Annotated in this window: 18 protein-coding genes; 9 read left to right on the top strand and 9 right to left on the bottom strand. The window is 70.6% G+C overall.

Features of this window, described 5'->3' with window-relative positions; translation table 11 throughout:
- Nucleotides 1–16 precede the first annotated feature (16 nt).
- Both OG842_RS37050 and OG842_RS37045 read right to left on the bottom strand, forming a co-directional pair.
- Nucleotides 17–781 carry a GNAT family N-acetyltransferase gene (locus tag OG842_RS37050; protein WP_266734556.1) on the bottom strand — a complete coding sequence of 255 codons (765 nt, stop codon included), beginning with the start codon at nt 779–781 and terminating at the stop codon, nt 17–19.
- A gap of 22 nt (nt 782–803) precedes the next feature.
- Nucleotides 804–1649, bottom strand: coding sequence for a class I SAM-dependent methyltransferase (locus tag OG842_RS37045; protein ID WP_266734557.1), 846 nt, complete (start codon nt 1647–1649; stop codon nt 804–806).
- A 168-nt stretch (nt 1650–1817) separates the two neighbouring features.
- Here OG842_RS37045 and OG842_RS37040 point away from each other — a divergent pair, with 168 nt between their 5' ends.
- On the top strand, nt 1818–3296 hold the full coding sequence (locus OG842_RS37040; RefSeq protein WP_266734559.1) for a N,N-dimethylformamidase beta subunit family domain-containing protein: 1479 nt from the start codon (nt 1818–1820) through the stop codon (nt 3294–3296).
- Here OG842_RS37040 and OG842_RS37035 read toward each other — a convergent pair.
- Nucleotides 3244–3996 carry an HAD family hydrolase gene (locus OG842_RS37035; RefSeq protein WP_266734561.1) on the bottom strand — a complete coding sequence of 251 codons (753 nt, stop codon included), beginning with the start codon at nt 3994–3996 and terminating at the stop codon, nt 3244–3246. The two genes, OG842_RS37040 and OG842_RS37035, sit on opposite strands and share 53 nt — an antisense overlap.
- Before the next feature lie 20 nt (nt 3997–4016).
- Nucleotides 4017–5180 (bottom strand): serine/threonine protein kinase, encoded by a 1164-nt coding sequence (locus OG842_RS37030; protein WP_266734562.1) that lies wholly within the window; start codon nt 5178–5180, stop codon nt 4017–4019.
- Between the two features lie 309 nt (nt 5181–5489).
- On the opposite strand from OG842_RS37030, the gene OG842_RS37025 reads away from it, so the two are divergent.
- The 4 genes from OG842_RS37025 (at nt 5490) to OG842_RS37010 (ending at nt 9711) form a co-directional block, all read left to right on the top strand.
- Complete coding sequence (locus OG842_RS37025) at nt 5490–6782, top strand: extracellular solute-binding protein (RefSeq protein WP_266734564.1); 1293 nt, start codon at nt 5490–5492, stop codon at nt 6780–6782.
- Nucleotides 6772–7686 carry a carbohydrate ABC transporter permease gene (locus tag OG842_RS37020; RefSeq protein ID WP_266734566.1) on the top strand — a complete coding sequence of 305 codons (915 nt, stop codon included), beginning with the start codon at nt 6772–6774 and terminating at the stop codon, nt 7684–7686. The genes OG842_RS37025 and OG842_RS37020 overlap by 11 nt, the downstream gene beginning before the upstream one ends.
- Nucleotides 7683–8546: a carbohydrate ABC transporter permease gene (locus OG842_RS37015; protein WP_266734567.1), complete on the top strand. Its 864-nt coding sequence runs from the start codon at nt 7683–7685 to the stop codon at nt 8544–8546. Before OG842_RS37020 ends, OG842_RS37015 begins: the two co-directional genes overlap by 4 nt.
- Before the next feature lie 67 nt (nt 8547–8613).
- Nucleotides 8614–9711: a radical SAM protein gene (locus OG842_RS37010; RefSeq protein WP_266734569.1), complete on the top strand. Its 1098-nt coding sequence runs from the start codon at nt 8614–8616 to the stop codon at nt 9709–9711.
- 59 nt (nt 9712–9770) lie between these two features.
- Here OG842_RS37010 and OG842_RS37005 read toward each other — a convergent pair whose 3' ends face one another.
- From OG842_RS37005 to OG842_RS36995, 3 genes are read right to left on the bottom strand one after another with little or no spacing between them, the layout of a single operon-like run.
- Nucleotides 9771–10736 (bottom strand): mevalonate kinase family protein, encoded by a 966-nt coding sequence (locus tag OG842_RS37005; protein WP_266734571.1) that lies wholly within the window; start codon nt 10734–10736, stop codon nt 9771–9773.
- Nucleotides 10733–11227 carry an NUDIX domain-containing protein gene (locus OG842_RS37000; RefSeq protein WP_266734574.1) on the bottom strand — a complete coding sequence of 165 codons (495 nt, stop codon included), beginning with the start codon at nt 11225–11227 and terminating at the stop codon, nt 10733–10735. The genes OG842_RS37005 and OG842_RS37000 overlap by 4 nt, the downstream gene beginning before the upstream one ends.
- A complete protein-coding gene (locus OG842_RS36995) occupies nt 11224–12369 on the bottom strand; it encodes an NAD-dependent epimerase/dehydratase family protein (RefSeq protein WP_266734575.1) in 1146 nt (381 codons plus the stop codon). Before OG842_RS36995 ends, OG842_RS37000 begins: the two co-directional genes overlap by 4 nt.
- 218 nt (nt 12370–12587) lie before the next feature.
- Here OG842_RS36995 and OG842_RS36990 point away from each other — a divergent pair, with 218 nt between their 5' ends.
- A complete protein-coding gene (locus OG842_RS36990; protein WP_266734577.1) occupies nt 12588–14219 on the top strand; it encodes an NAD-dependent epimerase/dehydratase family protein in 1632 nt (543 codons plus the stop codon).
- Nucleotides 14220–14312: 93 nt separating this feature from the next.
- Here the strand turns inward: OG842_RS36990 and OG842_RS36985 are convergent, their stop codons facing one another.
- Nucleotides 14313–16865 carry an ATP-dependent Clp protease ATP-binding subunit gene (locus OG842_RS36985; protein ID WP_266734578.1) on the bottom strand — a complete coding sequence of 851 codons (2553 nt, stop codon included), beginning with the start codon at nt 16863–16865 and terminating at the stop codon, nt 14313–14315.
- 366 nt (nt 16866–17231) lie between these two features.
- Between OG842_RS36985 and OG842_RS36980 the strand changes: the two genes are divergently transcribed.
- Both OG842_RS36980 and OG842_RS36975 read left to right on the top strand, forming a co-directional pair.
- On the top strand, nt 17232–17600 hold the full coding sequence (locus tag OG842_RS36980) for a hypothetical protein (protein WP_266734580.1): 369 nt from the start codon (nt 17232–17234) through the stop codon (nt 17598–17600).
- 238 nt (nt 17601–17838) lie between these two features.
- Entirely contained in the window at nt 17839–18000 is a 162-nt protein-coding gene (locus OG842_RS36975; RefSeq protein ID WP_266734581.1) for a hypothetical protein, read from the top strand.
- Between the two features lie 19 nt (nt 18001–18019).
- Here OG842_RS36975 and OG842_RS36970 read toward each other — a convergent pair whose 3' ends face one another.
- Nucleotides 18020–18679 (bottom strand): HAD-IA family hydrolase, encoded by a 660-nt coding sequence (locus OG842_RS36970; protein WP_266734583.1) that lies wholly within the window; start codon nt 18677–18679, stop codon nt 18020–18022.
- A gap of 380 nt (nt 18680–19059) precedes the next feature.
- On the opposite strand from OG842_RS36970, the gene OG842_RS36965 reads away from it, so the two are divergent.
- Entirely contained in the window at nt 19060–19779 is a 720-nt protein-coding gene (locus OG842_RS36965) for a hypothetical protein (protein ID WP_266734585.1), read from the top strand.
- Nucleotides 19780–19821 lie beyond the last annotated feature (42 nt).

The raw sequence follows: 19821 nt of genomic DNA, 5'->3' as shown, positions 1-19821 counted from the left end.
CGGACCGGCCGGACCATCAGGAAGGGTCGGGGCCGGCCCCGACCCGGTGCGTGATCCACACCCCGGGCTCCCAGTACGCCCCCAGGTCCCGCGCCCGGTCGACATCGAGCGGCGCGAGACCACCCGGGAAGACGTACTGCCCGTCCTCCGGGAAGGCGAGACCCGTCCAGCTCTCCCATTCGGCGACCGTGCCCGTGATCCGCGAGGACCGGTCGGACGCCGCCGCGACCGTGCCGCCCGCGCCCACCTGGGTTCGGATCCATGGGTCGAACGGGGCCCCGTCGTCCCGTGTCCAGGCCGCGTACCGCTCGATCGGCACCAGCGGGTACCGTTCCTTCCACGTGGGCCGTACCGGCACCAGGACCGTCCCGAGCCCGGCGCGGCGCGCGGTGTCCGACATCGCGTCGAGCAGCACCTTGGACAGGCCCCGGCCCTGGTGGTCCTCGGCCACCTCGATGCCCAGCGCGCACAGGGCGCCGGGCGCTCGCCCGGCATCGCGGTCCGCGAAGGCCCGAGCGATCGAGTCGTCCAGGCCGGGGCCCAGATCGGCCGCGGTGCCGTCCCAGGAGCGGGGCAGCGACCTGCCCGCGCCGACGATCACGTCTTGCTCGTCGTCGTACAGGACGAACTGGAACTCCGGAAAGTCCTCGAACAGCCGGTTCCAGTAGTCGCCGTTGATGTCACCGTGCAGGTTGTACTCGGGCACCACACCGGCGAACCGCTCGGGAATGCGGTCCCACAGTTCGGGCCGTTCCGCGTGACGTACCACTACCAGGGTCATGGAGCCCCCTTCCAGGAGAGATCTAGGAGGGGACCTCGACGTCCCAGACGACGACGATCGGCAGACCGTCCCAGGCGGCACGGGCCGCGTCCGCGATGAACTCCTCGTAACCGCCGGGCGCGAGCCGCCCGTTGAACAGCGGCTCGTGGCAGCCGCGCACCCGCAGCCCGGCCCGGCCGAACGCGTCCAGGTAACGGCTCGGCAGATGCACGTGGTTGCGTACGAACGCCAGCTCTTCGGAGCCCCGCACGAAGAGGCACTGGCCCTGCAGCGAGATGACGAAGGGGTGCATGTCCGAGACCACGATCCGCCCGCCCGGCCGGACCACCCGCGCCAGCTCGGCAACACCCGTGGCGAGGTCCGGAAGATGCGTCATGGCCAGCGAGCAGACCGCGAGGTCGACGGAGTCGTCGTCGAGCGGCAGCCGCTCCAGCCGCCCCACGCGGAACTCGGCGTCCGGGGCGTGCTCGCGGGCCTTCGCCAGCATCTGCGGCGACTGGTCCACACCGATCGTGTGGTGACCGCGTGCGGTCAGCGCCCGGGTCTGCCGCCCGGTGCCGCAGGCGGCGTCGAGCGCCACACCCGTCGCCAGGCCGTCGAGGATCGAGTGGACGACCGGCTCCTCCACCTCGATGTACGAGCTGGGCAGTGAGTCGTACACCGCCGACCAGGCCGCGTACCCCTCCGCCTCGTCGAGCTCGCTGACCGCGGCCCCGCCGTCCGGCAGCTTCTCCTCGTCGAGAACGAAGCGGCGTATTTCCGCCACCCGCTCCTGGAGGAACTCCTCGTCGCCATCCATGGCATGGCGCAGCAGCGCGAGCCCCTCGATCCCCAGCACCATTTCCCGTACGCGGAATTCACCGCTCATTCGAGCCCCTCACCGGCCGGTGGACGGATCCATGTCCTGTCTGGTTCCGCCCTACCCGGACCGCCTGACACGGAGTCGAAAAATACCTCCTATGTCCAAAAAGGTGGCTCGAATGGCCGGTTCACGACACTGTTGTCGTCCGAACAGTCGCTGCTTAGCATGTGCGCCATGATTGAAGGATATCTGGGCCGTGAAAGCGTCATCGCTGGCGGAGAAGTGCTGCTGCACATCTCCACCGACGCTCCTCTGTTCCGTCTCCGTTTTTACCGGCTGGGACAGGAACTCGCGCCCGTCGGAGAATCCGGCACGTATCGGGGAATCCTTCATACCCCGCCTGCTCACCCCGACGGAATACCCGGCCTCGCCTCGCCCGCCGACGACTGGAACTGGCCGCCGATCTCCCTTCCCGTACCGGAGGACTGGCAGCCGGGAATCTATCTGGTCGAATTCATCGAATGCACCGGACACGGTCCGGACGGTGGCGGGAATCCGCCACTGCTCGACGCGGAGCACCTCGAGGGGCACGCGCGGGAGTTCTTCGTCGTACGCCCGCGCGTGCCCGGTGGCCACTCCCGCATCCTCTACAAGAAGTCCACCTTCACGCGACATGCCTACAACCGCTCCGACCGGCCCGGTCTGGAACGCGCCGTCAGCCTCTACGACCACCCCGTCCACCGCACCGGCGGCGAGGGCACCCTCCGAGGCCACAAGGTCAGCTTCCACCGCCCCGGTGGCGTCATCGACCTCGCCTACTGGGACGCGCCGTTCATCGCCTGGCTGGAACGCAACGGCTATCCCGTCGAGTACTGCACCGACCTCGATCTGCACGAGGACCCCGCCCTGCTCTCCTCGTACGATCTCCTCCTCAGCGTCGGCCACGACGAATACTGGAGCGTCGCGATGCGCACCCATGCGGAGCGATTCGTCCGTGAGGGCGGAAACATCGCCTTTCTCAGCGCCAACACCTGCTGGTGGCGTGTGCATCCGACGGACGGCAACACTGCTTTCGTCTCCGACACCGACCACCACGTCGGTGACGAATACCCTTATTCGCCTGCCACCGACCAATGGTGGACGCCCGAACCCGACGGAGTCGGAAATCCGGAGAACTCGCTCACCGGAGTAAGTTTCCGCAATGGCGGAATGTGGCCCGCAACGGAATGGCCCGGCGACCGCCCCCGCACCGGATACACGGTGCAGCACGCCGGTCATTGGATCTACGAGGGCACCGGACTGCGCGACGGGTCCGACGGAGGAACACCGGACCGGCTCGGATCGGGAACACCCCTCATCGGATACGAATGCGACGGCGCCGCCTACGCCTACGACACATATGGAACAGCCCACGCCACCGGAGAGGACGGCACTCCGGACTCCTTCCTGATTCTGGGAATCCACGTGCTGGAACCGGTGCACGAGGATTTCCACCACTTCAAGTGGGGCCACTGGAACGGCCCGGTGCGCGAAGCAGCCATCAGCAGCCCCCGCGCCGCCACGATGGGCATCCACACCGCAGGCGGCACCGTCTTCACCGCCGGCACCACCGACTGGTCCGTGGTCTGCGGGCACGAACAGGATCCGGGCGTCGTCCGTGTCACCCGCAACCTCCTCGACCGCCTGCGCCACCGGACCCCGCTCCCGGGGTGAGCAGTTCCCGCAGACCGGAGATCCGCGCCGCCCGCTCCGGCAGGGGCGGCGCGATGCCCTCCACCGCACGGTCGGGACGCCACAGATGTACCGCCCGCATTCCCGCCGCCAGCGGACCGAGCACGTCGGGCACCCACATGTCGCCGACGAACAGCACCCGCCCGGCCGGCAGCGCACACCGCTGCACCAGCGCGCGGTAGATCAGCGGATGGGGCTTGCGTGCCCCGGCCCGCGCGGAGCCGACGACCACGTCCACGGCCCCGCCGATCCCCACCGCCTCGACGCACTCCTCCAGGTTCCAGAACCAGTTGGAGCACACCCCGACGAGCAGCCCGCGCTCCCGCAGTGCCGCGAGCACTCCGGGGACGTCCGCGAAGAGTTCGAGCCGGACCGCCTTCATCGCCCGGTCGAGCTCGGCGACCAGACCGTCCAGCTCGCCCTCCGGCACCCCGCAGCCACGTGCCCGCCGCCGCAGCCGGTCCCGCTCCCACGCCGTGTACGCCGCCTCACCGACCGAGTGCGCCGCGTGCTCCTCGCCCTCGCCGGGGCCCACCGACCACTGGTCCCCCCAGAGTTCCCCCTGAGCGGCCAGGCCCCGGCGCGCGAAGATCCCGCGGTGCTCCGGCGGCAGCGGCTCCACCATCCGCACCAGCGTCCCGTAGAAGTCGAAGACGACCGCGCCGACACCGACCGGCACCATCGCGGGACCGTGTTCCATTCCTAGAACCGGCCGTACCTGTGCGGGAAGTAGTCCTCCAGCGTGCCTTCCCGTTCGATGTCGACGGTCGCGCAGTGCAGCCCGCCGCCGAACGGTCCGACCGCCCGGAACGGCACCGGCACGATCTCGAAGCCGTACGACGACAGCTGCTCCGCGAGCCGCACCTCTTTTTCCTCGACGCACAGTGTGTTCGCGTCGAGGTTCAGCATGTTCCCGGCGAGCCACGGACTGCAGAAGGACAGCTTCGGCGGATGGTCCCAGCTCGCCGGCTGGACGGCCTCGACGATCTCCCAGTCGTTGAGCTTGAAGAACTCCATCAGCTCGGCGTCCGCGAGCCGCTCGCCGCAGTGCAGGACGAGTCCGGGCCGTAGCGGCACCCAGGTCGCGTCGATGTGCAGCGGATGGGTGTTGGTCGAGGTCACCGCATGCACCCGGTGGTCGGGGTAGTGGCGCCGCAGCCACTCGTACCCGCTCTTGTTGGTGACGAACGACAGCTGCACGAACAGGTCCTTGCCGAACCGAGCCACGTCCGCGGCGTCGAACAGCGGCTCGGCCTCGGTGAGCACCAGGTCGTAGTCGCGGACCCGGGCCAGCTGCTCCTCGGTCGACAGCTCGTTGTACGTGTCCCAGAACCCGGTCTTGTACGAGGCATCCGTCAGCCGCGGTTTGGGTGCGGCCTCCCAGCGCATCCGGTCGTCGGCGTCGAACAGGCTCTGCAGCACCGGCCGGTAGCAGAGGTACTCGAACCAGCGGCTGCGATACGACATGGTCGCTTCCAGGACCTCGTTGCCGACCGTGAGCAGCAGGTCCCGGGGCGGCATGCAGCCGAACATCGACTCATGCGCCCACTCCGGCGTGCCCACCTGCCGGCTGAAGTCGAACGGGGTGGGGCGGTCCACCCTGATGCCGCGCCGCCGCAGCATGTCCGAGAAGTCGTCGAGCTGCTGCTCGGCCTCGGCCACCATGTCCGCGGGCATGGGACCGTACGTCCCCAGAGGGAAGCCGTCGTCGGGGTAGTCCCGGCGCACCGCGTGCTCGGGGGCCTGCACCACGGTGCCCTCCGCCCGGCCGACGATCACGTGCCGCAGCGGATCCCAGCCGTTCCAGGAGTTGACCCGCACGGGGCGCGCGGAGATGTCGGGGGCGGTTGTGCTCTGCTCGGTCACGTACAAGCCCTTCGATCGGGGTCGTGGAGTGCCGCAGGCCAAACTGCGGGCACTGTCACGTCACCGTCAAGAGCCACCCCGCTACCCACCGTGCCGATCGCGTCAGCGTGGCCTGAGTACGGCCTCGCCGTCTCAGCGCCTTTCGGCATCCACACAGCGCAGCGGGGAACTGCTGGGCTTTCCGTGGGAAGCGCACCGTCGTGTTCCGGCCGAAACTCCGCGCCGCTGCGGGGAGTCGCGACCCGCGGGGTAGTGAGAAGACCGTCGCCGAAGCCCCGTACGTCTCAATGACCCCGCACGGAGGAACCCATGGCACTGCGTCCGCACCGCCGATCCGTGATCCTGGGAGCCCTCCTGCTGCTCACGGCGGTGGCGGGCTGTAGTGGGGGCGACGCGGACGAACGGGGCGGGGGCGGCGACGGACTGACGGTGTGGCTGACGGTCGACGCCCGGGAAAGCTGGCCGGAGTTGGTCGCCTCCGCCAACGCCCGGTTCGCGAAGAAGCACCCCGGGGTCAAGGTGGACGTCCAGTACCAGCAGTGGACGACGAAGAACCAGAAGCTCGACGCGGTCCTCGCGGGCCGGAACGTGCCCGACGTGGTCGAGATGGGCAACAGCGAGACCACCAACTACATCGTCAACGGCGCCTTCGCACCGCTCGACCCGAAGAGCTTCGACCGCTCCGGGCAGTGGCTGCCCGCGCTCGCCGACGCCTGCCGCGACGACGGCCGGACGTACTGCGTGCCGTACTACGCGGGGGCCCGCGTCGGTGTCTACCGCACCGACTACTTCCAGCGCGCCGACCTCACCCACGCGCCGCGCACGTACCCCGAGTTGATCTCCTCCCTGGACCGGCTCAAGAAGCGGTTCGGTGCCGAGGACCCCGGCTTCTCGGCCTTCTACATGCCCGGCCGCTACTGGTACGCCGCCATGGGCTTCGTCAAGGACGCCGGCGGCGAGATGGCGGTCGAGAAGGACGGCCGCTGGCAGGGTGCGCTCTCCTCACCGAAGTCCGTCGCCGGGCTCACCGCCTGGAAGAAGCTCCTGGACGACTACTACGTCGGCGACCGGGCGAAGGACAACGGGGACCAGCCCGCCGTCGTCGGGCAGGGCAAGGTCGGTGTCTTCTACGGCAACACCTGGGAGGCCGCGGCCGCGGCCGACGCCCGCTCCGGCGGTGACCCGCGGCTCAAGGGCAAGTTCGCCACCTTCGCCTTCCCCGGCCCGTCCGGACAGCTGCTCCCGCCGTTCCTCGGCGGCTCCACCCTTGCCGTGCCCGTGAAGTCGAAGAACCAGGACCTGGCGAACGACTGGATCCGCCTCTTCACCGACCGGGAGTCGCAGGAGCGGCTGATCGCCGCCAACACCCTTCCCAACAACACCGTCCAGCTCGCGGACGTCGCCGCCGGCGGCATAAACGGTCCTGCCGCCCAGGCCGCCACACGCGGCTGGGTCACTCCCCTCGCCCCCGGCTGGACCTCGGTGGAGAAGTCCAACGTCCTGCCCGAGATGCTGGAGCGCATCGCCACCGGCAAGGCGTCCGTGGCGGACGCCGCGCGGGAAGCGGACCGCAGGATCGACGCCGTGATCAATGAGCGCTGATCCGGCCGGGCGCAGGCTGCGCCCCCTCCTGCCCTATCTGCTGATCGCCCCGGCCCTGCTCGCCCTGCTCGTGGTCCTCGGCTACCCGCTGGTCGACATGGTGACCCTGGCCTTCCAGGACATGACCCGCAAGGAGCTGTTCAGCGGCACGGCGCCGCCCTGGGCCGGGCTCGGGCAGTTCCGGGCGATCCTCGGCGACGGGTTCTTCTGGACCGTGACGGCCCGCACGGCCCTGTTCACGCTCGTCTGCGTCACCCTCACCATGGTGCTCGGCCTGCTCACCGCCCTTCTGATGCGGCTGGTGTCCCCGTGGGTCCGCGCCGTCCTCGCCGGGATCCTCGTCGCGGTGTGGGCGATGCCCGTGATGGTGGCGGCGGCGATCTTCCGTTGGCTCTTCGACGCGGACTACGGCGTCGTCAACTGGCTGCTCTCGACGCTGCCCGGCCTCGATCTCGCCCGGCACAACTGGTTCACCGACCCGTTGCAGGGCTTCGCCGTGATCACCGCCGTCGTCGTCTGGGGCGCGCTGCCGTTCGCCGCGATCAGCCTGCACGCGGCCCTCGCCCAGATCCCGCCGGAGCTGGAGGAGGCCGCCCTCATCGACGGCGCCCGCCCCTCCCAGGTCTTCCGGTACGTCACCTTCCCCGCGATCAAACCCCTGTTCGTGATGGTCACCACCCTGATGTCGATCTGGGACTTCGGGGTCTTCAACCAGATCTGGCTGATGCGCGGCGGCCAGCCCGAGCGCGAGTACTACCTGCTCGGCGTGTACTCCTTCATCGAGTCCTTCGCCGTCAACCGCTACAGCGCCGGAGCCGCGATCGCCCTGGTCACCGTCGTGCTGCTGCTCGCCGGGGCCGTGCTGTACCTGCGGCAGATGCTGCGGCTGGGGGAGGTCGAATGAGCGCGGTACGCAAGCGGCCGGGGGCGGGCAGGGGACTGCGTCGCGGGCCCCGGCGCCGTTACGACGTCCTCGGCCTCCTCGTGGCGGCCGCCGTCGGCTTCCCCGTCTACTGGATGGTCATCACCGCGTTCCGGCCGGCGACCGAGATCCTCAGCCTGCCGCCCGAGTTCTGGCCGGCCCACCCCACCTTCGCCAATTTCGCCCGTGCGATGCGCACGGAGACCTTCTGGTCCAACGTCCGCTCCAGCGCCGTCATCGGCCTCGGCACCGTCCTCGTCTCGCTCCTGGTCGGCACCCTCGCCGCGTTCGCCCTCTCCCGCTTCCGCTTCGCCGGCCGCAAGGCGTTCGTCGTGGTGATCCTCACCGTCCAGATGATCCCGCTCGCCGCCCTCGTCATCCCCGTCTACCTGCTCCTGAACGAGGCGGGTCTCACCGACAGTCTCGGTGGCGTGATCCTCGTCTACCTCGTCTTCACGCTGCCGTTCACCGTGTGGATGCTGCACGGCTTCATCTCGGCGATCCCGGTCGAGCTCGAAGAGGCGGCGATGGTCGACGGCTGCGGCCGCTTCGGCGCCTTCGTCCGCGTCGTCCTGCCGCTGCTCGCCCCCGGGCTCGTCGCGACTTCCGTCTTCGCCATGGTGCAGGCGTGGAACGAGTACGTGCTCGTCTACGTCCTGCTGTCCACCCCTCAGAAGCAGACCCTCAGCATCTGGCTGGTCTCCTTCCAGACCAGCTTCGGCACCGACTACGGCGGGCTGATGGCGGGCGCCACGCTCACCGCCCTGCCCGTGGTCGTGTTCTTCCTGGCCGTCCAGCGCAAGATCGCCGCGGGGCTGGCCACCGGCGCGGTCAAGGGCTGAACGACGCCCGGCCACAACCGGTGCGCCCCGCCGACGACACCCCGTACACCCCGCAGAGGAGAGCCCTGTGACGCACGACCGCCTCGACCTCGTCTCCAAGCTCTACCAGCCCTCGGGCTGGCCCCGGATCCTCCAGGCCGCCTCCGGCACGCCCTCCCACGCCCCCCTCGTCGTGGACTTGGACCCGACCACGTTCTGCGACCTGGCCTGCCCCGAATGCATCAGCGGAAAGCTCCTCAACCAGGGCCGGTTCACCCCGGACCGGCTCGCCGCCCTCGCCGAGGAACTCGTCGCGATGTCCGTCCGGGCGGTGGTCCTGATAGGCGGCGGGGAACCCCTCGCCCATCGCGGCACCCGCAAGGTATTACGCATCCTCGGCGAGGCGGGCCTGGCCGTCGGGGTCGTCACCAACGGCACGATGATCAAGCAGAACCTCGCCGAACTCGCCCAGTACGCCACCTGGGTCCGCGTCTCCGTCGACGCCGGCACCGCTGAGACGTACGGCCTGTTCCGGCCGGACCGCAAGGGCCGCAGTGTGTTCGACAAGGTGATCGGGAACATGCGGCTGCTCGCCGCCGAGAAGGCCGGAGCGCTCGGCTACTCCTTCCTCGTGATGTCGCGCCGGGAACCGGACGGGCGGACCGTCGCCAATCACCACGAGGTGCTGCGCGCCGCCGAACTCGCCCACGACATCGGCTGCGACTACTTCGAGACCAAGGCCATGTTCGACGACGACCACCACGTCGTGCAGGTCCCGCAGGAGATGCTGGACTCGGTCGACCGCCAGCTCATCGAAGCCGCCCGGCTGGAGAGCGACCGCTTCCAGCTCGTCAACTCCTCCACCCTCACCTCCCTGCGCAGCCATGTCGGCCCCGTCCAGCCCAAGGAGTACAACCGCTGCCGGGTCGCCGAACTCCGCACCCTCATCACCCCCTCCGGGGTGTACGTGTGCGCCTACCACCGGGGCAACCCGCTCGCCCGGATAGGCGACGCCGTCACCGACGACCTCGCCACCATCTGGCAGGACTCCGACCGCGGGATCGTCGACCCGAGCCGGGACTGCCGGTTCCACTGCGCGCGCCACGGCTCCAACCTGGAACTGGAGCGCATCGCCCGCGGAACCGGCGAGCTCCCGCCGATGGAGGACTACGACCCGTTCCTCTAGGGCCTGTCCGACCCTGATCCGCCGGATCAGGCCCAGGGACCTGATCCGGCGGACAGGCCCTATCCCCTCTCGGCCGGCACCGGGGCCCGGCGGGTGCCCGGGGCCGCCGCGGTGGGCAGGACCCGGGCCCCCGGATGGGAGACGCGCAGCGCCCGCTCCAGGCGCCGCACCCGTTCCGCGGTCTCCTCCGCCCGGCAGACGCCGACCAGCGCACCGCCTCCGCCTGCCCCGCTCAGCTTCAGCGGCAGGCCGGCGGAGCGCAGCGCGTCCCTTCGCAGCTCCTCCAGGAGCGGCGTCGACATCCGCTGGTGATCCCGCATGGCCTCGTGGGCGTCGGTCATAGCGGCCCCGAGCCGGGCCAGATCCCTGCCGCGCAGCGCCTCCCACACCCGGCCCGATGCCTCGTCGGCCGCGCGCCGGTACGCGGCGAGCGCCGGGTCGCCGGCGGCGAGCTGCGCCCGTACGTCCCGGATGTGGTGCCTGGTGTCCTTGTGGGTGCCGGAGTCCACGACGACCACCCGCCACTCGGCCGGGAGGTCCAGCCGCTCCCGTACGGCCGGAAGTCCTTGTTCGCGGCCGTCGAGAAGGAGCGCGCCGCCCTCGACGACCGCGAGGTGGTCCATGCCGCCACCGTTGAAGACCGCGAACTCGAACTCGTACGCCCACTGCGCGATCGTGGTGTCGCAGACGCGCCGCCCGGAGAGCGACGCGTCCGTGAACGCCCGGAACAGCGCCACGATCCGTGCCGTCGACGACGAGAGACCGCTCGCCGCGGGAGCCTCGCTGCGCACGGTGACGGCGGGCGGGTGTGCGGCGAGGCCGGGCAGCCGCTCGCGCAGGAACGTCCACACCCCCCGCTGCCAGCTGTCCTCGGTCTCCCCGTCGGGGCCGGGCACGACCTCCACGGTCGTCATCAGGCCGAGCGCGAGACTCACCGAGCGGCCCCCGCCGAGCCAGTCCAGGTCCTCGCCGGACAGGCAGGCCCGGCAGGGAACCACCGCGCGTATCGGATGTTTGGCATTCACCGTGCCTGGAACCTTCCCTCCGTGCGGAACCTCTCGTACATGGACAGCACCACCTCCGTCGGCGGATGCAGTGGCCGGGGCGGGTCGCCGAGCGGCCGGAACAGTGCCTGGCGCACCTCGTCGGCGCCGGGCGCGAGCGTCCCCGACCAGCGCCGGGCGAAGAAGCACAGCGCGAAGCAGTGCGTCACGTCCCCGTTCGGGTAGGTGAGGGTGTGCACCTGCGGATCGGAGAGCGATCCGAACGCCACCAGATCATCCCGCTCCACCCGCAGCCCGGTCTCCTCGGCGACCTCCCGGACGGCCGCGTCGGCGAAGTCGCCGCCCTCCTCGCAGGCACCGGCCGGCAGTTCCCAGACCCCGTTGTCCACGCGCTGCTGGAACAGCCCCCGGCCCTCGGAGTCGAGCAGAAGCACCTGCGCACCGGGCACGAGGAGGGTTCTGGAGCCGACTTCTTGACGCAACGACCAGATGTAGGAACCGGCATAACTCATGTCGTGCGTGTCGCCTCCGTCGCTGTCCCCCCGGCCCCGTCGTCGCGCAGCGTCTCATGCCCCGCCGCCTCGTCGGCCAGCCAGCGCGGCGTGGCGTCCGGCGTGGCGAGCAACCATCGCACGTAGCGCTCCACGCCCTCACGGACCCCGATGCCCGCCTGCCAGCGCAGCAGTTCCCTGGAGTGTTCGACCGAGGCGTAGCCGCCGAGCGGGTCCCCCTCGGGGCGCGGGGTGGTGATCCGCCGCGCGCCGGGGAAGTACGGGGCGATCAGGTCGGCCACTTCCTTGACCGAAGTTGGCCTGCCCGTTCCGACGTTGACGGTCTGCCCGGCCATCCGGTCCTCGGTCAGGGCGAGTGCGGTGGCCTCGGCGACGTCGTCGACGTGGATGAGGTCGCGGACCTGGATCCCGCCGCCGTTGAGGCGCATCGGCCGGCCGAGGCGGGCCTGGAGGGAGAGCCAGGGCACCATCCAGGAGTGGCTGCCGGGCTTGGGGATCTGGGGCTCGCCGTACACGGAGAAGTAACGCACCACCGCGTACTCGGTGCCGCCGGCGGCACCGAGCATCAGCCGGGTCTGGTGCTCGGCCCAGAGCTTGGAGTTCGCGTACACGGATACCGGATGCAGCGGCATGCCCTCGTGGAAGACCTGCGGTCCCTCGATGCCGGGCACGCCGTCGCCGTACACGGAGGCGGAGGAGACCAGTACGAGCCTGCGGACCGGGAAGCGGGCGGCCTGTTCCAGGACGACCTGGGTGCCCTCCACGTTGGCGCGGAAGGCGATGTCGGGGCGCCGGGTGCAGGCGGCGACATCCGCGTAGGCGGCCGCGTGCACCACGAAGTCGGCCTCGCGCAGCAGCCCTCCGACAACCGCGGCGTCGCGGACGTCGCCCACGACAAGGCGTGCGCCGCTGCGCGCCACCCCGAAGGTCGCGTGGCCCGACTCGGGGTAGGCGTCCATCCGGTCCAGGACGGTGACGATGGCTCCGGCGCTCCGCAGCAGCGCGACCAGCCGGCTGCCGACGAGCCCGCCGCCGCCGGTCACCACGACGCGGGCGTCACGGAGCTGTTCGAGCCGGGAGCGGACGGTCTCCTGGTTGGCGATGGAGCCCTCGGCGACGGCCAAGGAGGGTAACGCGGGCATGGAAGCCTCTTTCCGGCGTCAGGGGATGCAGTCGGTTCTCGGCATGCGAGCGCAAGCATCGTCGGGCCCGTCGCATGCCCGCCAGAGGGCGATTTCGGCACTCTTGCGGGGCGTGTGAGCCATCCGTACTGTCCGGATCTGGCTGGCGGGACACGGGTGCCGGGCAGGCCCGGACAGAGGGAGGACGTATGGCGCGTCAACGGCTCAGTGCAGTGGTCATGACCCATCCCAAGCGCCGCGCGGCGGCCGAGAAACTGGCGTTGAGCGCGCCGTCCGGCCTTCTGCGGGTCGTCATGGACCCCGACCCCACCGGGACTCCGTCGGTGCTGCGCACCGCGCTGGCCGCGTGGTCGGCGATCGAGGACGGGGCCACGCATCAACTGGTGATCCAGGACGACATGGTGTTGTCCGATTCCTTCTTCGACCGGGTCCGGTGCGCGATCGAGGAGTTGCCCGACTCGGCGCTCGCCCTGTTCGCTCTCTGGGACTCCCGCAACGGGGCGGCCGTGCGGTTCGGGGCGATGGCGGGTGCCCGCTGGGTCGGTGCCGTCAACGAGTACTTCCCCTGCGTGGCGATCGTTCTGCCGCGCCGGGTCGCCGAGGGTTTCGTCGCGTACGGGAGGCAGCGGCTCGGCGGCTGGCCCGACGACATCCTGATGTACCGCTATCTGTGTGCCAACGGTGTACCGCGCCATGTCGCCGTGCCGAACCTCGCCGAGCACGAGGACCGCGGCTCGATCTCCGGGAACGCGTTCCGCGGCCCGCGCCGCTCGGTCTGCTTCCTGCCGGGGGACGGGGCCGGGGGCGAGGGCCGGACCCTGGCCGGCCTGACGGTGATCCCGTTCTTCAAGTACGGCGTCGCGAAGTGCGCGGTACGGGTCTCCGGCCCCGGCCCGGAACGGTGGCTGCACCTGGACGCGGAGCAGTACCTGCGCGGCGCCGGTCTCTCGCCCGCGCTGCTCCGTCCGCCCGGCGGCGGCGCGGCCGAGGCGGATGTACGAGGGACCTGGCTGACGGCACTCGCGATGGGGTTCGAGGCGGCCCGCGCCGGATTGGCGGTGCCGCCCGAGGCGTCTCCGGCGTACGCGGAGGCGGTGGCGACGATCGGTCCGGGCGGCATCAGCAACGCCAGTACGGAGGAGCACATCGCGCGGCGTCGCGAACCCCTGGCCGAGGTGGCGCGGCTGGCGCTCCAGGCCGGGCGCGAGGCTGCCGCCGGGCACCGGCCGCGGCCCCGGCGGCCGGGCGGCCTGATGTGGCGCGGGGCGGCGACACCGCTCGGCGAACACCTCGTGCGCAGGCTGGCCGACCGGGAGGAGCGGTCCGCCGCCGTCGTCGACCTCACGCGGCTCCACGGCGCCGAACCGGAGGTGACGATCCGTCCGCAGGGCGACCCCGTCCCGTACCGCCTGGGCGTGGGTGAGGTGTACGGCCCCGGCTGCTCGCGCGACAGCCGTGTCGGCCGCATGGTGTGGGAGGCGCTGCGGAGCCGTCCCGTCGTGGTCGAGGGTGATCCGGACGCCGAGGTGCATCCGGTGTACGTGGACGATCTCGCCGACGCGATCGAGGCCGTGCTCCGGATCCGGCCGGAACGGCACGTCCTCACGGTCGCGCCCGAGAAACCGTGCACGGCGGCGGAGTTGGCGCAGGCCGTGCACGAGGCCGTACGGCCCGTGCCGGTGCGGACCGGGACCGGGGCCGGGTCCGTTGCCGGGTCCGGGGACGGGCGGCCTGCCCCGGCGGACGCGGTGCGACCGCCCGGCTGGACGCCCGCGACGGGTCTGGCACGCGGACTGCACGCCTTCGCCCAGTGGCTCGCCTATGAGGGCGTCCTGCACGCCGAGGACTGATCCGGCGAGACGCCGGCGGATCCCTGACAGGGCTTGGCGCGCAGTTCCCGGGACCGCGCGCCAGGCCCTGTGGTCGGGGATCGGCGGCGGGGCCTACTCGGCCTCGGTCGCCTCGGTCGCGGACCCGGCACCCGACTTGGTATCGGCCCCGGCCTCTGCCCCTGGCTCCGGTCGGCGGATCGAGCAGACCAGCGCGTTGTCCTTCACGTCGGCGACGACGGTGTCGCCCGGCTCCGCCTCGTCGCTCAGCAGCAGGGAGGCGATGCGGTTGTCGAGTTCGGTCTGGATCGTGCGGCGCAGCGGGCGGGCCCCGAACTCCGGCTGGTGGCCGTGTGCGACGAGGAGCTTCTTCGCGGCCTCCGTGATCTCCAGTTCCATTCCCTGGGCCCGTACGCGGCGTTTGCTGCCGTCCAGCATCAGGTCGACGATGAGGCCGAGGTCGTCCTTGTCGAGGCCGTGGAAGATGATCGTCTCGTCGACACGGTTGAGGAACTCCGGCGGGAAGTGGCCCCGCAGGTCGCCCATGAGGTCGTCACGGATCTCGGAGACATCGCCCTTGTGGGCGAGGATGCGCTGGGCCCCGATGTTGGACGTCATGATGACGACGGTGTGACGGAAGTCTACCGTCCGCCCCTGCGCGTCGGTCAGGCGTCCGTCGTCGAGGACTTGCAGCAGCGTGTTGAAGACGTCCGGGTGGGCCTTCTCCACCTCGTCGAACAGGAGCACGCTGTACGGCTGGCGGCGTACCTTCTCCGTCAGCTGGCCGGCCTCCTCGTGGCCCACGTATCCGGGGGGTGCGCCGACGAGCCGCGAGACGGTGTGCTTCTCCTGGAACTCGCTCATGTCGAAGCGGACCATGCGGTGCTCATCGCCGAAGAGCAACTCGGCCAGTGCCTTGGCGAGTTCGGTCTTGCCCACACCGGTGGGACCGAGGAAGAGGAAGGAGCCGACGGGACGGTCGGGGTCGCCCATTCCGGCCCGGTTGCGGCGCACCGCCTGGGCGATCGCGGTGACCGCCTCGTCCTGGCCGACCACCCGGGAGTGCAGTGCGTCCTCCAGCTTGAGGAGCTTCTCCTTCTCGCTGGCGGTGAGCTGCGTGACCGGGATGCCGGTGCGGCGGGAGACGACATCGGCGATGTCCGCGGTGGTGACGTCCATGACGCCCTCACGGCGTTCCTCGATGCCCGCGAGTTCGGCCTCGGTCTCCGCGACCTGCGTCTTCAGCCCGGAGGCCTTCTCGAAGTCCTCGGACGCGACCGCCTCGTCCTTCTCCCGTTTCAGCTTGGCGAGCCGGTCCTCTCGGGAGACGACTTCGGTGGACCGGCCGAGCGAGCGCAGCCGTACCCTGGCGCCCGCCTGGTCCATGAGGTCGATGGCCTTGTCCGGCAGGAATCGGTCGCTGATGTAGCGGTCGGACAGCTCGGCCGCCGCCACCAGGGCTTCGTCGGCGAAGCGGACCTGGTGGTGGGCCTCGTAGGAGTCCCGAAGGCCCTCCAGGATCTGGATGGTCTCCTCGACCGTCGGCTCGGGCACCATGACGGGCTGGAAGCGGCGCTCAAGGGCGGCGTCCTTCTCGATGTGCTTGCGGTACTCGTCGATGGTCGTCGCGCCGACGACATGCAGCTCGCCGCGGGCCAGAGCGGGTTTGAGCATGTTGCCCGCGTCCATCGCGCCCTCGCCGGACGCCCCGGCGCCGACCACGGTGTGCAGCTCGTCGATGAACAGGATCATCGAGTCCGCGGCGGCGCTGACCTCCTCGATGACGTTCTTGAGCCGTTCCTCGAACTGGCCGCGGTACTGGGAGCCCGCCACCAGGCCGGAGAGGTCCAGGGCGATCACCCGCTTGTCCTTGAGGGTGCGGGGGACGTCCCCGGCCACGATGCGCTGGGCGATCCCCTCCACGATCGCGGTCTTGCCGACGCCGGGCTCGCCGATCAGCACGGGGTTGTTCTTGGAGCGCCGGGAGAGGACCTCCACGGTCTGCTCGATCTCCTCGGCCCGGCCGACCACGGGGTCGAGTTTCCCGGCCTTCGCCTCTTCGGTCAGGTCCCGTCCGTACTGGTCGAGTGTGGGGGTGTCGCTGGTCCCGCCCGTCGGGGTGCCGTCGGCCCGTGCCGCGCTCTCCGCCTCGCGCCGCAGTCTGCCGGTGTCCGTGCCGTAGGAGCCGAGCAGTCTGGCCGCGCCGGAATCCTGTGTGTCCAGCAGCGCGCCGAGGATGTGCTCGGGTCCGATGTAGGAGACGCCGGCTGCCTGTGAACGCTCGTAGGCCTGCAGCAGTACGCGCTTGGCGGAGGGCGTCAGGCTCGGCTCGGCGGACGGCGTTGCGCTCTCCCCCGGCAGGACTTCCGCGATCCGTTTGGCCAGCTCGTCGGGGTTGGCCCCGGCCTGTTCGAGCAGGGTGCGTGCCGGGTCCACCTGGGTGGCCGCCCACAGCAGATGCTCCGTGTCCAGGTCCCGGCTGCCGTCCTCGGTCGCGCGTGTGGTCGCCCGGCCTATGAGCTCGCGCGCCGATTCGGTCAGCAGCCGCCCGATGGGAACCCGCTGCACCTGTGGCGGCGAGGACGCCGGGGACATCCCGAAGAACCGGTTGAGCAGTTCGTTGAACGGGTCCGGGCCGCCGAAGGAGCCGAAGGAGGACATGGTCATGGTCACCGTCCAGTGAGTGCGGGTGAGAGGGAGAGCGCGATCGGTGGGTATGCCTGCCGGGATCGCCCTGCGCCGGACGCGGGCGTGGGTCGCCCGGGGGTCACGGATCATCTCGGTCGCCTCGTGGCCCCCATCGGGCAGGTGATTTCACTAGACCAACGCCCACTCCGTCCCGCAACGGCGCGGACGATCATGTATCGCCCGCCGGCGTCGCTCGGCATGCCGTCACGGACTTCCCGGCCCGGTGGCGGACCGGCCGGGTATCCGCCGTTCGGGTGATGACCGGACCGTCGGTGCCGCACCGCGCGGGCGGCGGTCCCGGCAGGTCGCCTCGCCGCCCGCATGGACCCCGCCAGAACTTGCGTCATGAGCAACAAGGAGAAGTCGGAGGATCTCAAGGGCGGCCCCGGCCATATGATCCTGCTGGCGGTCGTCTTCGCAGTGCCCGTCCTCAAGCCGGCCTGGACGCTCGGTGGCGGGATTGAGGCGAGTGAGGCGCTGGTCGCCATGGAGCCGTCCAACTGGCCGGACGTCCTGATCGGCATGCTCCTCAACACCGCGCTGCTCGCCTCGGTGCTCGCCGTCGTGGTCTCGCGCACCACATACGCCTACTTCGCCGCCAGGGGCGGAGCCCGGGTGCACGCGGACAGCTCCGTCGCTCACACTCCGGCCGCCGCCGCCGTCGTCCCGGTCACCTTCGCCCTGGTGGTCGGGGCGTTCCACGGATGGTGGTGAGGTGCCGCGGTGGCCGTAGCCTCGTACGCGCTGCGTCTCGGCGTGATCGTCGAGTACCGCACCGGGCGCCGCGAGCGCGCCGACGGCAGACGCACCGGCACCTCGTCCTCCGGGTGACTCGAACAGACCGCGGATGCCGCGGCCGTGGCCGCCCTGCTGCTGGCCGGGTGGCGCTCCCGGTGATCGCGCCGGCGGGGCGGTGGACGGCCGCGCCTGGACGAGTGTCGTGGAGTGCGATGTGAACACCGGGCAGGGGAATGAACGTGCACGTCTCGTGGAGCTGGGCCGCAAGGGCAACGGCGTCGTCGGCTGGGACATCAAGGGTGACGAGGTCGTCAACGGCCTGAACTGCCAGGTCTCCGAGGACGACGTGGTGCGTGCGCCGTGGTGTCGCGCTTGAGGACGGGGCCGCCCCGTTCTCAGTGGGTGACGGCCGCCAGCAGGCCGGGCAGTTCGCGCATGTCGTCGAACACGGTGGTGCCCGGCCCCTCCAGCCGCGAGGCGGGTGTGAGACCGCCGCAGTAGCCGAAGGCCCGCATCCCGGCGGCACGCGCCGCCCGGACTCCGTATGCGCTGTCCTCGACCACCGCGCATCGCCCGGGGTCCACTCCCATGGAGCGGGCGGCGTGGAGGAAGAGGTCGGGGGCGGGCTTGCCCGTCGTGACGTCGGCGGCGCTGAAGATGTTCGCCTCGAAGTGGTGGCTCAGCGCGGCGAGTTCGAGGCCCCGCCTGATGGCGTCGTGATCGCTGTTCGAGGCAACGCAGACGGGTGCGGTGAGACCGTTCAGCGCCTCTGCGATGCCGTCGACAGCAGTCAGTTCGGCGTCCAACGCCGCCCGGTACAGGTGCTCGTACTTGTGCTGCCAGCCCTTCTCCAGCCGCCGCCCGAGCCGTTGCTCCACGGCCGCCGTGTAGACCTCGCTGGACGAGCCCACGAACCGCTCGATGATCTCGGCCTCCGTGAACGCGCATCCGAGGTCGGCCATGATCACCGCGTCCACCTTGACGCATATCCGCTCGCTGTCCACGAGGACACCGTCGCAGTCGAAGATCACCAGTTCGACAGGATGACGAGTCATGGGCGGCAGCCTAGCCTGCACTTACCGGCAGCAGGCCACGGAGGATCGACACCCACCCGGACACGTTGACTCGCGGCGTCCAGTTTCGGACATGCAGAGGGTGGCCTTACTCCGTGCCGGAGGGGCCGTGATCACGAATCCGCACCCGGCGGTCGCGTCGCATCCGAGGCGTGTTCGCCGACGCGGCGGTCTCCTGTGGGCCGTGCCTGTTGACCACTGCCGTACGGAGCGAGCCGACGAGCCCCGGCTGACGCACCGTCATCGACGCCGTCCCCGCACCCCTCGGACCTGGCACGTTCTATTTCCGGATTTCTACGTTCTTGTCGGTGCCATACGCCACGCTGAACGCATACCGCCCAACACCGGCTTGGAGGCCAGTAGTGGACGCCCAGGACCTCGCGCAGCTCGCCGACAAAGAGTTCGAGCAGATTCTCACCTCGAACATTCACCCGCCCACCCGCGACGCCAGAACGTGGGCGGCGATCACTCACCCCGACAATCTGCCGCGCGCCCGGAAGATCCTCACGCATGTCCACGAGCGCACCGCGAGCGTTCTGCGCCGCCGGAAGACCGAGCGCGAGGAGTTCCGCGTCGAGTGCTTCGCGCGGGGTGAGGCCGGCAAGCGGGAATGGTTCGCCACCCGGGCCGAATTCGAATCGCTGCGGCGCCGCACCGCGAACTTTCACCAGCGTGTCCAGCGAGCCATCTCCGAGCTGGGCCAGGAGCAGCGGAACGTGAACCGCGCGCAGAGCCTGAGCTCCGGTCAGCAGAGCCGGGAGACGCTCCGTGAACTGGCTGTTGCCGTGCAGCGCCACCAGGCGGTCCACGCCCGCGACGGCGGCGGCGCCGAGCCGGCGGACCACGAGCTGTGGCGGCATCTGGACCGGCTGACCGTGCCCACGGGCCCCGGGCAGGAACCGACGACGCTTCGCACGATGCTCAACATCTACTGGACCGACGTGCATCCGCTCGATGACGGTCCGGAGCGGCGGACGAGGACCGAGGACATCACCCACAGCGCTCCCGCGGCCCCGCCGCCGGCTCACTGCTGCGTGCCGCATGCCCGGCGCGTCCAAGGCCGGGAGGACCGCACGACATAGCCGCGGGTCCCACGCTCCCCCGCCCTGCCGGCACGGGGCGGA

Source organism: Streptomyces sp. NBC_00376 (assembly GCF_036077095.1).
Taxonomy (GTDB): Bacteria; Actinomycetota; Actinomycetes; order Streptomycetales; family Streptomycetaceae; genus Streptomyces.
This window is presented reverse-complemented; position numbering and strand designations above follow the sequence as displayed.

What these genes read in the sequence shown, in the direction of transcription:
- OG842_RS37015 (WP_266734567.1), top strand. Translation starts at nt 7,683, where the DNA reads ATGAGCGCGGTACGCAAGCGGCCGGGGGCGGGCAGGGGACTGCGTCGC.
- OG842_RS36995 (WP_266734575.1), bottom strand. Translation starts at nt 12,369, where the DNA reads ATGCCCGCGTTACCCTCCTTGGCCGTCGCCGAGGGCTCCATCGCCAAC.
- OG842_RS36985 (WP_266734578.1), bottom strand. Translation starts at nt 16,865, where the DNA reads ATGACCATGTCCTCCTTCGGCTCCTTCGGCGGCCCGGACCCGTTCAAC.
- OG842_RS37045 (WP_266734557.1), bottom strand. Translation starts at nt 1,649, where the DNA reads ATGAGCGGTGAATTCCGCGTACGGGAAATGGTGCTGGGGATCGAGGGG.
- OG842_RS37035 (WP_266734561.1), bottom strand. Translation starts at nt 3,996, where the DNA reads ATGGTGCCGGTCGGTGTCGGCGCGGTCGTCTTCGACTTCTACGGGACG.
- OG842_RS37050 (WP_266734556.1), bottom strand. Translation starts at nt 781, where the DNA reads ATGACCCTGGTAGTGGTACGTCACGCGGAACGGCCCGAACTGTGGGAC.
- OG842_RS37025 (WP_266734564.1), top strand. Translation starts at nt 5,490, where the DNA reads ATGGCACTGCGTCCGCACCGCCGATCCGTGATCCTGGGAGCCCTCCTG.
- OG842_RS37040 (WP_266734559.1), top strand. Translation starts at nt 1,818, where the DNA reads ATGATTGAAGGATATCTGGGCCGTGAAAGCGTCATCGCTGGCGGAGAA.
- OG842_RS36970 (WP_266734583.1), bottom strand. Translation starts at nt 18,679, where the DNA reads ATGACTCGTCATCCTGTCGAACTGGTGATCTTCGACTGCGACGGTGTC.
- OG842_RS36990 (WP_266734577.1), top strand. Translation starts at nt 12,588, where the DNA reads ATGACCCATCCCAAGCGCCGCGCGGCGGCCGAGAAACTGGCGTTGAGC.
- OG842_RS37000 (WP_266734574.1), bottom strand. Translation starts at nt 11,227, where the DNA reads ATGAGTTATGCCGGTTCCTACATCTGGTCGTTGCGTCAAGAAGTCGGC.
- OG842_RS36980 (WP_266734580.1), top strand. Translation starts at nt 17,232, where the DNA reads ATGAGCAACAAGGAGAAGTCGGAGGATCTCAAGGGCGGCCCCGGCCAT.
- OG842_RS37020 (WP_266734566.1), top strand. Translation starts at nt 6,772, where the DNA reads ATGAGCGCTGATCCGGCCGGGCGCAGGCTGCGCCCCCTCCTGCCCTAT.